Source organism: Paenibacillus sp. FSL M8-0142 (assembly GCF_038597315.1).
Classification (GTDB): Bacteria; Bacillota; Bacilli; order Paenibacillales; family Paenibacillaceae; genus Paenibacillus_AQ; species Paenibacillus_AQ lactis.
This window is the reverse complement of sequence record NZ_CP152008.1, coordinates 1,365,161-1,376,361: the sequence shown is the minus strand read 5'-3', so window position 1 is coordinate 1,376,361 and position 11,201 is coordinate 1,365,161. Positions and strand designations below refer to the sequence as shown.

Sequence of the window (11,201 nt, the reverse complement as noted above, 5' to 3'; positions counted from 1 at the left end):
TGCATATATTATAACGAAAGCCATGGAAATTCGCCATGGAAACCAAAATCCTTCCACACATAACCGCAGGCTCAATTGAACAAAATAATTTCTGCGTAACATTCTTAGTCCTATTTCTAAGGAGGCAAGTACCATGCAATTCCTCGGGCACGTCGTTCGATTTATCGTTGCCGCGCTTGTACTTATGGTCGTGGGATGGATTGTTCCTCAATTCACCGTCGGCGGATTCGGAAGTGCGCTCTTGCTTGCGCTGGTTATCGCTCTGTTTGGCTGGGCGATTGAGGGGATCTTCGGCAAGAGGGTCACCCCGTTTGGACGCGGGATCGTAGGCTTTCTCGTGAGCGCCCTTGTCATTTACCTTGCCCAATTTATCGTTGGAGGCGTCAGCGTCTCCGTATTGGGCGCTCTAATTGCTGCGCTCGTTATCGGGATCATCGATTTGTTCATCCCGGTCGCCACACCGTTTGAAGCCGGCAAGAGCCGCCGCAAGAATTCGTAGCACACACCTGCGGCTAACCGCCCTTCTTCGAAAGTACGGCGGATATTTCTCAGCACCCCCCTGTTGCCACTAACAGGGGGGTGTTGTCCTGTTCAGACATATTTTTAAGCGCTGAGTTCACCAATTTTTCATAACAGCGATGTGCATGCCCGCTCTTTCTGCGCTATGATAAAAACAGATAGGTAAAGTTCACCAATATTTCATAGTCAGGAGAGATCATAGTGAAAAAAGCGATTGCACTGCTTATATCTTCTATGCTTCTGCTTGTGCTGGCTGCATGCGGCGGCGGAAATCAGAATGAATCCGCAGGAGATTCGGGCATTACCGATACAGGCGTAGCGCCGGAAGCTGAACTCGTCATCAAGGGAACGAACTTCAAGTTCGACCAAGAGGAATACCGTCTGAAAAAAGGGGTTCCCGTCAAAATTACGTATGAGAACGAGGAAGGCAATCATGGGGTCATGATCCCGGCTCTGGGCCTGCAGCTTGACCGCAAAAACAACTCCACGGTCGTTACCCCGGACGAAGCGGGCGAATTCGAAATTTCTTGCTCCATTATGTGCGGAAGCGGCCATGGCGCGATGATCTCCAAGCTTATTGTTGAAGAATAGCACCAGCAGCAAGACGCAAACAAAACCTCCGGATTGCCAGAGAGAACTTCCTCTCTGTGCAACCGGAGGTTTTTGCCGCTGGTAAGAATGGGATGATTCCACAACCGTACTGATCGGAATACGGAAGCAGACCCTCGGATTATCGCTGGTCCTGCTCGATCAGTTCAATCCATTCATTATATTCGACTTGAAGCTTGGCGTACTCTTCCTTCAGCTTCTTATGTTCTTCTTCAAGGTGGGCGGTTTGCTCCGCCTTCAGCTCCTGTTCGGCCTGCAGCAGCCGGTATTGATGCATAACGAGCTCATACTGCTCGCCCAGCTCGGCGTACTGCGCCTCGGCATCCTTCTTCTCGCTCTCCATTCGCTCGCAGGCTTCCTTAGCTGAAGCGATTTCTCGCTGCCAGGAAGTCAGCTCCTCTTCCAGCGCGTCCCGGGATGTCTTCCATTCCTCGCGTTCGGCCTGAAGCCGCTCCGTCTCTTCCGCGAGCTGGTCCCGCTCCGCCATCCACTGCTCGCATTGCTCCTGCCAGTGAGCCGCCCGTTCCTCTGCCTCTCTTAATCGCTTCGCAAGCTCCTGACTGTGCTCCTCGCTTGCATTTGCCTTGCGGCGAAGCTCGTCCAGCTGACTTGAAAGCGTATCGTATTCCTCCTCGAGCATCGCATAGAGCTTATGCGTTTCTTCCTCGCGGCTCTCCGCTTCCTTGCCCAGCTTCTCCAGCTCGTCATACCGGTGCTGAAGCTCGAGCAATTCCTGCCGGGCCGCTTTGCGATCGGCATTCGCGCGTTCGGCTTCGTCCTTCAGAACGCCGATTTCATCCTGGAGGCCTCTCATGCCTTCCTCCAGGCTTTCGTTGCCTTCCATCAGCTCCACAATCCGCATCTCGAGCTCGCCGGTCTCCACTTTACGCTGATCGGCCAGCGTACGCCAAGACTGAAGCTCCTGGCTCAACCGCTGCAGCTCCTCCTGCTGCTTCCTCGAAGTCTGATTCGCATCCACAACGAGCTTCTGAAGGCGGCGCCGCTCCTCTTCCGACTTGGCGGATTCGGCTTTCAGGCTGTCCCGCTCCTCGCTCAGCTGCTGCACTTGACTCCGAAGCTTCTGCAGCTCCTGCTCGGCGCTCTTGACCTGCTGCCTTGCCTGAAGCAAATCCTCCTTCAGCTTCTGGGACTCGCTCTTGACTACGCCCAGCTCCTTCTCGGCCGCTGCCAGGCGCGACTGCAGCTGACCTCCCCGGCTTCGCTGATCCGACAGCTGCTGCTCCAGCTCTTGTACGGCGGCTGTATGCTGCCGGTCTTTCTGAAGCGCCTCCTGCTTGAAGGACTCCTCCAGCTTCTTGGCATGCTGGGCATGCTTCTCGGCTTCCTCCTTGGCGGAAGCCTGATACTGCTGCTCCAGCTTCTCCAGCGCCTGCTTATGGGCTCCGTTCAATTGCTGCAGCTGGCTTTCATGTCGCCGCTTCATTTCCTCCAGCGCCTGCTGGTGCCGCCGCTCAAGCTCTTCGCGCTGCTTCTTCAGCTGCCCTTCCAGCTGCTGCTTATCCTGCTGCAGCTCAGACACACGCGCAGATTCCTTCTGCAGCAGCTCCTTGGTTCGCTCGGATTCAGCCGTCAGCGTCTCTTTCGCGCTCCGATATTCCTCAGCCAGAGCGGTCTGCTCCGCAAGCTTGCGCTCCATCAGCTCGCTCTGCTGGCGATGCCTTTCCTGCTGCTCAATCTGCAGCCCCTGAACACGCGCCAGCTCGGAACGCAGCTCGTTACGCTCCGCATTAAGCTGCTTAGCCTCATTCTGATAATGCTGCATCTGCAGCGCTTCTTCAGCCATATGTACCGCAGCAAGGACGGCAATTCGCGGAGTATCCAGCCGGGTGTGCGCCTTGGATATGGTGCGCATCCGTTCGTCCACATAGCTTGCGACCTGTTTCGTATAATCGCTGCTGCTGCCGACAAGTTTATAGGAAGTCCCGTAGATGTCTACGGTGACGCTTTTACGATCCGGTGTTGTCACGGTTGTGCCCTCCTTCTATTATGTGTGCAATCTATGATGTATTGGCCTATCCCTCTTCCTTCATTATATATGAGATCTCAAGTGCAGACGAATGGTAGAGACACAGACCGAAGCTTGATTTATGACAATAGCCGCTTGTGGTTATCATTATCTACCGAACGGGCGTCCGGATGCAACTCTTGCGCAAAAATGCTGCGAAGAAACGCTCATGCTGCACCTTCCGGGACCGAGGATCGAAACAATCGCTTCCAGGCGATCTTAGGCTCGACCACAAAAAGCCCGCATCGAATCTCTGATGTGTAAAGGATTCGATGCGGGCTTTCACAATTCCTGCTATTTTCTCAATTCTGCGCCAAAAGTTTGCTGAAGCACCGTTACGGCTTTTTCGGTTACCTGAGCAACCTCTTCATCGGTCAATGTCCGATCCTGATGACGGTACATCAGGGAAATCGCAACGCTCTTCTTGCCTTCGCCAAGCTTGCTTCCGGTGAAGACGTCGAATACTTGAACCTGCTGAAGCAGTTCACCGGCATTCTCACGAATGACCTGAATCAAGGAGCCTGCCTCAACCTCTTCATTCACCACGATGGCCAGATCCCGCTCCATACCCGGGAATCTCGGCAAGTCACGGTAAGCCACCCGGTCATTGGTCAGCTCATACAATGGGGCAAGCAATATTTCCGCAGCGTAGGTATCCTCCAAATCCAGCTCCTGCTGAAGCTTCGGATGGATTTGTCCCAGCACGCCAAGAAGCTGCTTGTTGCCTCCATGCTGGACGAATACCGATGCCGAGCGGCCAGGATGGAAGCCGGCCGGCTGGTTCGCCTCATAGCTGATCTGATCTGCGGCGATGCCGAGATAATCCAGCACGGTTTCGATCGCACCCTTCAGATCGAAGAAGTCCACCTTCGCCGGCTGCACATTCCACTGCTTCGCTCCTGTCCGGCCCGACAGCAGCAGACCCAGCACCGGACGCTCCTGCGGCTGCTTCGTCAGAACCTCCTCATGCGTGTGGAAGAGGTTGCCGATTTCGAACAACGCAAGATCCGGCTGCTTGCGATTGAGGTTGTAAGCGGCAATATCGAGCAACTGCGGCAGCAGGCTGGTCCGAAGCACGCTGCGGTCCTCGCTCATCGGCATCGCCAGCTTGACCGCTTTGCCCTCTTGCTCCAACGCGGTAAATCGTTCGGCCTGTTTCGGATGAATGAAGGAGTACCCAAGCACCTCCTGGAAGCCGCCATGCGTCAGCAGCTTGCGGAGCGAGCGGCGGATTGCCTGTGCTTTCGTAAGGGAGCCCGGCGTGGTAGGCCCTTCGATCGGCGTGGTCGGAATGTTGTCATAGCCGTACAAGCGTGCAACCTCTTCGATCAGATCCACATCCAGCGTAATGTCTCCGCGGCGGGTAGGGACTTGAACGTCCACCAGCCCTTGACCGGCATCACCGCTTGCAAAATGCAGCCGGGAGAAGATCGTCTTCACCTCCAGCAGCGACAGATCGGTACCGAGATAGCGGTTCAGCTTCTCGAGCGAGAGCGTGATCACCTTCGGCTCGGACGCCGCTGATCCCGCTTCGGCAATTCCTTGATGCACCTTGCCCCCGGCATATTTCGCCATCAGGGAGGCCGCCCGGTTCAATGCCGGGATAACTACTGCAGGATCCACTTCCTTCTCGAAGCGCGAGCTGGCTTCGGAGCGAAGCCCCAGTTGTCGGGATGTTTTGCGGACGGTGCCGCCGTCAAATTTGGCCGATTCGAGGAAAATGTTCACGGTATTGTCCGTAACCTCGGAATCCAAGCCGCCCATAACGCCGGCAAGGGCCACCGGTTTGCCGCCGGACGCGATGACCAGCATATGAGGAGCAAGCGTACGCTCCTGGCCGTCAAGCGTCACCATCTTCTCGCCGGCTTCGGCCATCCGAACGTGCACGGCGCCGTTCTCCAGGCGATCCGCATCAAAGGCATGCAGCGGCTGTCCGTACTCCAGCATGACGTAGTTGGTAATGTCGACGATATTATTGATCGGGCGAATCCCTGCCGCCATCAGCCGGTTCTGCATCCACAACGGGGATGGAGCGATCGTAACTCCGCTAATATAGCGTGCTGCATAATGCGTGCACTGCTCCTTCGCGCCGATGGTCACTGCGATATGATCCGCTGCGCGCTCATGCACCTCTACGATATCTTTCTCCGGCTCTGGCAGGCTCAGCTCCCGTCCAAGGATCGCGCTTACCTCGTAGGCTGCCCCGAGCATACTCAAGCAATCGGAACGGTTCGGCGTAAGATCCAGCTCCATCACCTCATCGTTCAAGCCGAGCACTTCGACGATCGGCTTGCCGATCTCGGTATCGGCAGGCAGCACCAAAATTCCCTCCTGCAGCTCCTTCGGCAGCAGCTTATCGTTCATGCCCAGCTCCTTGGCCGAGCAGATCATCCCTTGGGACAGCACGCCCCGCAGCTTCGCTTTCTTAATGTCCAGGCCGCCCGGAAGCTTCGCGCCGACAAGAGCGACCGGCACTTTCTGTCCGGCGTCAACGTTCTTTGCCCCGCACACGATTTGCAGGTCTTCCTCCTGCCCCGCATCCACTACACAGACGTTAAGCTTATCCGCGTCCGGGTGTTTTTCCTTGCTCTTCACGTAGCCGACGACGACCTTGCTGATGCCCTGATTCCGCTTCTCGATGACGTCGATCTCGATGCCGGCTGACGTAATCCGCCCGGCAAGCTCCTCGGCGCTAACGCCCTCGAGCGATATATAATCGGACAACCAATCCGTTGAAACTCTCATTGTATATTCACTTCCCTTATCTTGTTTAAGTTAGATCCGCGTGAACTGCTTCAAAAATGCCGTATCGTTGTTGAAGAAATGCCGGATGTCATCCACGCCGTATTTCAGCATGGCGATCCGCTCGACTCCCATGCCGAATGCAAAGCCGCTGTATTTTTCCGGATCGTAGCCGCCCATCTCCAGGACTTTTGGATGAACCATGCCGCAGCCCAAAATTTCGAGCCAGCCGGTATGCTTGCACACGCGGCATCCGCTGCCGCCGCACTTCACGCAGGACACATCCACTTCGGCGCTCGGCTCGGTGAACGGGAAGAAGCTTGGACGCAGGCGAATCTGCGTATTCTCCCCGAACATTTCCTGTACGAATTGCAGCAGCGTTCCCTTAAGGTCGCTCATCCGGATATTCTCCCCGATGACCAGACCTTCGATCTGGTGGAACTGGAACGAGTGGGTCGCGTCATCGTCGTCCCGGCGGAATACCCGGCCCGGGCAGATAATTTTAACCGGAACTTCCCCTTCCATCGCCAGCATCGTCCGCGCTTGCACTGGAGAAGTCTGGGTACGCATCAGCAAATCCTCCGTCAAATAGAAGGAGTCCTGCATGTCGCGCGCCGGGTGGTTTTTCGGCAAATTCAACGCCTCGAAATTGAAATAATCGGTCTCCACCTCCGGCCCCTCGGCGACGCGGTAACCCATTCCAATGAAAATGTCCTCGATATCCTGGATGACTTTGCTGAGCGGATGAATCGCGCCTTGCGCAAGCTTCCTTCCCGGCAGCGTAACATCCACCTTCTCCGCGCGCAGCCGCTCCTCCGTCTCCTGCTGGAGGAACGCCTCCTGCTTGCTGGCGATGACCTCCTCAATCGCTCCGCGGACATCGTTCGCCACCTGTCCGATCACCGGGCGCTCTTCGGCACTTAACTGGCCCATGCCGCGCAAAATTTCCGTCAGCGCTCCTTTTTTACCGAGGTATTTCACCCGCAGATCATTCAAGCGTTGCGGATCGCTTACGTCCTGCAACTGTGCTAATGCTTCTTGCTTTAATGCTTCCAATTTCTCTTTCATTGCTGTTCGCACACCCCTTCATGAACTCGTACTTGCCTTTTTCCTTGCAAATAAAAAAGGCCTTTTCTCCCAGAAAGGGACGAAAAGACCGTGGTACCACCCTTGTTAGCATACCAGCTTCTTAAGAATGCGGCTTGAACACACCGACATTCCCTAATATAAGCGGACATATGCTCACTTGACCGACGTAACGAATCGGACCCGTTATCCCCTACTGTACGGCGTTCTGCCGTGTTCAGGGAACTGCTCCGGAGCGAACTTCACCAGCCTGATTCCATCGAGACGCTCTCAATCTGCGGCATCTCTTCCCTGTACGGAAGCACTGACTACTCTTCTCCATCCACGCATTTAAACGCTATGGCAAATCGAATTTATAGGGTATATTATATGCAACCTTTCGACATATGGCAAGTTGCATTTACCCGAAATGCCTTATACAAGAAGGTTTACCCGTATTGGCACGCGCTTATTCACCTTGCAGCCGGGCCAGCTCATACCGGAGCGTCCGGATTTCGGCGAGCCAATCCTCCGCCTGCTCGGCTCCACCCTCTCCGGCCGAGAGTCCAAGCAGCTCTTGAATCCGGTACTCCAGCTCCATCCTGCGATTCTCCTTGTCGGTATCTCCCCTGATCACCCCGACACGGGCCATATGCTCCTCTTCTTCTGCCACGCTCCCCTCGAACCAGACTGGAGCTCCGCCTGGCTGCAGAGTCAGAAGCCGGTTGGCGACTTTGCGAACCAGGTATCTGTCATGCGATACGAGCGCAATCGCTCCCGGAAAGCGGACGAGGACCTCTTCAATCACCTCGCGTGTATCCACATCCAAATAGTTGGACGGTTCATCAAGCACCAGAAGATGGGCCCCGCTAAAATACAGCTTCAGGAAGGCGGTCCGGCATTTCTCCCCCATGCTGAGCTGACCGATCTGCTTGAAGACGTCGTCCCGGCGGAACAGGAAGCATCCGAGCAGCGTTCGGGCATGGCTCTGCGTCATTCCAGGAATGGCAAGCAGACTGTCCAGCAAGGTCATGTCATCCTCCAGCCCTTCGAGCTGCTGGGAGAAGTACCCGATTTTGACGGCAGGATGCCAGGCGACGGTTCCTTCCGTCGGCGTTATTTCGCCTAGCAGAAGCTTAAGCAGCGTCGTTTTCCCGCTTCCGTTCGGCCCCCGGACTGCGAGACGATCCCCTCGGTTCAACTGAAAGCTGAAACGGTCAAACAGCAGGCGGTCTCCGAATCCGAAGCTCATCTCCTTCACGCGCAGCAGGGTTCTGGCACCGATATTCTCCGCTTCCAGCTCCATTTTCAGCTTCGGATCGCTCCGCGGCTTATCTACACGCTCCGCTTCCAGCCGCTCGAGCGCCTTCTCCTTGGCATGGTATCGCGAAATGTTCTTCTTGGCTTTAGCTTTATAGTAGCTAGCCGTAATCCGGACATCTCCATCCCCTGCCGAATTATGCGCTTTATGGAACCATTCCTCATATCTGCGAATCGATTCCTCCAGCGCTTTGCGGGCCAGCTCCTGTTTGCGGTAGAGGGCTTCCTGCTCACGCAGCTCACGCTCTTTCTCCCTACGGTAATCCGTGTATCCCCCCCGATACCTCCGCAGCTCGGTGGCGGACAGCTCGCACACCGTGGTGGCGACGCGGTCGATGAATTCCCTGTCATGGGATACGAACAGCACGGTCCCTTTATATGAGGAAACAAGCCACTGCTCCAGCCAGACCAGACTCTCGCTGTCGAGATGATTGGTCGGCTCATCCAGAAGCAAAAATTTGGGGTTTCGTACGAGCAGAGCGCCCAGCATCACCTTGGTCTTTTGTCCACCGCTGAGCTCTTTATAGGGGACAGGCCATACGTCCGGCCCGATGCCGAGCATCGTCATGGCCTTCTCGACTTCAGTCTCCCACTGGAAGCCTCCACCGGACTCATAGCGCTCTAACAGATTCCCGTACTGCTCAACCAGCCGATCCATAGCATCAGCGTCAGTTGCCTGCATCTGCTTCTCTATAGCTGCAAGCTGCTGCTTAAGCTCCCAAAGGGACGATTCGCTGCGGCTGCGAACCATTTCGAGCGCCGTCATCTCGGATTCGTCAGGCTCATCCTGCTGCCGCATCCAGCCCCATCGTTCCCTTGGCAGTACAGCCTCGACCGTCCCGTTCGTCGGCTGGCGCTCTCCTGCCAGGATCGACAGCAGCGTGGATTTCCCCATTCCGTTTCGTCCATACAGGGCGATGCGCTCCCCCTCTGCCACCTCCAGGTGTATCCCCTCGAACAGCGGCTTTCCCTGCAGCTCCATTCCTATATCCTTAGCCTTTAAGATCATCGTCATATAACCTCATCCTCCCTGAAAAATCCATTAAAAAAACCGCAGGCCATGGCCTACGGCGGATCATCGAGAACGAGATGCGGATGTGTTTATGAAATGGACGGATTGATTCGACAACCCCTCCGCATTCAGCACACGCGCTGTCTAGTCAAAATACAGGCTGTTGTGTTCGGATGCCGAACATCCGAATAGAAACCCGCTGACCGTGGGTGGGAATTGCTGTTCAACCCGGAATGAAGTCCTTTAAATCAGGAAATAAAAAAAGGCACCCCGAATCCCATTTTTCAGACACACCAAATCTCTTCTCCAGCACCGTAGAGAAACGCCTGCAACATCATTGCAGTTGTCAGAGAAAAGGGTATCTTACTTCATCGGACTATGGTTACCTCGCATTCTTGGAATTGAATTCACCGACATTGTAACAAATCTGGTTGTCAATGGCAAGCATGAAATCAGCAAGCGGACCATGACGTTTAAACGACACAAAAAAATCCCTTGATTCTCAAGGGTTCTAGTCTACTAAAGTATGGAGCGGGTGATGGGAATCGAACCCACGCTACCAGCTTGGAAGGCTGGAGTTCTACCATTGAACTACACCCGCATATCAACCCACAAAAGCGGCGCTATGCTTCAGAGCATATTCGATTACTTTTGCGGGACCTATTTCGTAAGCCAATCGGGACGACACGATTTGAACATGCGACCCCCTGGTCCCAAACCAGGTGCTCTACCAAGCTGAGCTACGTCCCGATAATCCAGTAACTGTCGTGAAGACAAAAATAAATATACCATGCTGTATTCATAATTTCAACATGTATTTTATGGAAATTATCATCTCGGAAAATAAAGCAGCAGCTTCCCTCCTCAAGAGTTTCGCTGCTGCCTATCCATCTCAATAGCCACCGAATGTTAGGGCGATTGTTATTTCTTTTTGTCGAAGGTTACTTCCGGTGTCGTCAGCTTATCGTAAAAATCTACAACTTTATCCTTGTCCTCCGATGCCCGAAGCGCCATGGCCGACCGCGGATGTTCGTCCAGCGTACCGGTAATCATGTAAGGAATGATGTAACCCCACTCCTCCTTCTCCCGCAGCGGGATCATGAAGCGCTCAATGATATCCAGAACCGGGCGAAGCTCGTACTTGGTTCCCTTCAAATGGGTGACGAGCAGCTCCGTCGGACAATTGCCAGCAGCCCGTCCCATTCCGTACACGGACGCATCCAGCAGCTCCACACCCAGGTCAGCTGCAACGAGTGTATTCGAAAACGCAAGCTGCATGTTGTTATGCGTATGCACACCAAGGCGCTTATTCGGCAGATGCGTTTTAAATTTATTGACGAGGTATTCGATATCCTTATGATCCAGACTTCCATAGGAGTCCACGATGTAAACGACATCGACGACGCTTTCCTTGATCAGCTCAAAAGCCTCCAGCAGTTCATTCTCCATTACGTTGGAGAGCGCCATAATGTTAAGGGTAGTCTCGTAGCCCCGATCATGGAAGGTCTGTACAAGCGCAAGCGCCTTATCCACATCCTTGATATAGCAGGCGACCCGGATCAGATCCAGCAGGCTTTCCTCGCGCGGCAAAATATCATCCTCGTCCACACGACCGATATCGACGAGAGCGGAGAGCTTGGTTTTGCCTTTATGCGGGATGACTTCCTTCAGAAAATCATCATCCAAGAAGCGCCATGGACCGGCTTGATCTGCGCCCTTCAGCAGCTTTGGCGAATTTTTATAACCGATTTCCATATAGTCCACGCCAGCCTCATTCAGGCCCGCATACAATTGCTGTACAAATTCAACGCTAAAATCCCAGTTATTCACCAATCCGCCGTCACGAATGGTGCAGTCCACAATCTTTGTCTGACTACTCTTGATCATTCTAAGCTAAACTCCTCTCGG

The 11,201-nt window shown here is 54.5% G+C and carries 7 protein-coding genes, 2 tRNA genes and 1 other annotated feature; of the genes, 2 read left to right on the top strand and 7 right to left on the bottom strand.

The window, feature by feature from the left end; all coding sequences use genetic code 11:
• The first annotated feature begins 133 nt into the window (after positions 1–133).
• Entirely contained in the window at positions 134–499 is a 366-nt protein-coding gene (locus NSQ46_RS06460; RefSeq protein ID WP_007127258.1) for a phage holin family protein, read from the top strand.
• A 221-nt stretch (positions 500–720) separates the two neighbouring features.
• Positions 721–1,110: a cytochrome C oxidase subunit II gene (locus NSQ46_RS06455; protein WP_210094424.1), complete on the top strand. Its 390-nt coding sequence runs from the start codon at positions 721–723 to the stop codon at positions 1,108–1,110.
• A 139-nt stretch (positions 1,111–1,249) separates the two neighbouring features.
• Here the strand turns inward: NSQ46_RS06455 and NSQ46_RS06450 are convergent, their stop codons facing one another.
• From NSQ46_RS06450 to NSQ46_RS06420, 7 genes are all read right to left on the bottom strand, one after another.
• On the bottom strand, positions 1,250–3,115 hold the full coding sequence (locus NSQ46_RS06450; protein ID WP_342576494.1) for a hypothetical protein: 1,866 nt from the start codon (positions 3,113–3,115) through the stop codon (positions 1,250–1,252).
• A gap of 333 nt (positions 3,116–3,448) precedes the next feature.
• Positions 3,449–5,899 (bottom strand): phenylalanine--tRNA ligase subunit beta, encoded by a 2,451-nt coding sequence (pheT, locus tag NSQ46_RS06445; RefSeq protein ID WP_342576493.1) that lies wholly within the window; start codon positions 5,897–5,899, stop codon positions 3,449–3,451.
• Positions 5,900–5,929: 30 nt separating this feature from the next.
• Positions 5,930–6,964 carry a phenylalanine--tRNA ligase subunit alpha gene (gene pheS / locus NSQ46_RS06440; RefSeq protein WP_007127254.1) on the bottom strand — a complete coding sequence of 345 codons (1,035 nt, stop codon included), beginning with the start codon at positions 6,962–6,964 and terminating at the stop codon, positions 5,930–5,932.
• A gap of 72 nt (positions 6,965–7,036) precedes the next feature.
• Positions 7,037–7,316 (bottom strand) — a binding site (T-box leader).
• 114 nt (positions 7,317–7,430) lie between these two features.
• Entirely contained in the window at positions 7,431–9,296 is a 1,866-nt protein-coding gene (gene abc-f / locus NSQ46_RS06435; protein ID WP_251535491.1) for an ABC-F type ribosomal protection protein, read from the bottom strand.
• Positions 9,297–9,820: 524 nt separating this feature from the next.
• Positions 9,821–9,894: transfer RNA gene (locus NSQ46_RS06430), tRNA-Gly, on the bottom strand.
• 75 nt (positions 9,895–9,969) lie between these two features.
• Positions 9,970–10,043: transfer RNA gene (locus NSQ46_RS06425), tRNA-Pro, on the bottom strand.
• Between the two features lie 171 nt (positions 10,044–10,214).
• Positions 10,215–11,180 carry an aldolase catalytic domain-containing protein gene (locus tag NSQ46_RS06420; RefSeq protein ID WP_007127252.1) on the bottom strand — a complete coding sequence of 322 codons (966 nt, stop codon included), beginning with the start codon at positions 11,178–11,180 and terminating at the stop codon, positions 10,215–10,217.
• Positions 11,181–11,201: the final 21 nt, after the last annotated feature.

Coding starts and splice junctions, on each gene's coding strand:
- NSQ46_RS06460 (WP_007127258.1), top strand. CDS start 134: ATGCAATTCCTCGGGCACGTCGTTCGATTTATCGTTGCCGCGCTTGTA.
- pheT (WP_342576493.1), bottom strand. CDS start 5,899: ATGAGAGTTTCAACGGATTGGTTGTCCGATTATATATCGCTCGAGGGC.
- NSQ46_RS06420 (WP_007127252.1), bottom strand. CDS start 11,180: ATGATCAAGAGTAGTCAGACAAAGATTGTGGACTGCACCATTCGTGAC.
- pheS (WP_007127254.1), bottom strand. CDS start 6,964: ATGAAAGAGAAATTGGAAGCATTAAAGCAAGAAGCATTAGCACAGTTG.
- abc-f (WP_251535491.1), bottom strand. CDS start 9,296: ATGACGATGATCTTAAAGGCTAAGGATATAGGAATGGAGCTGCAGGGA.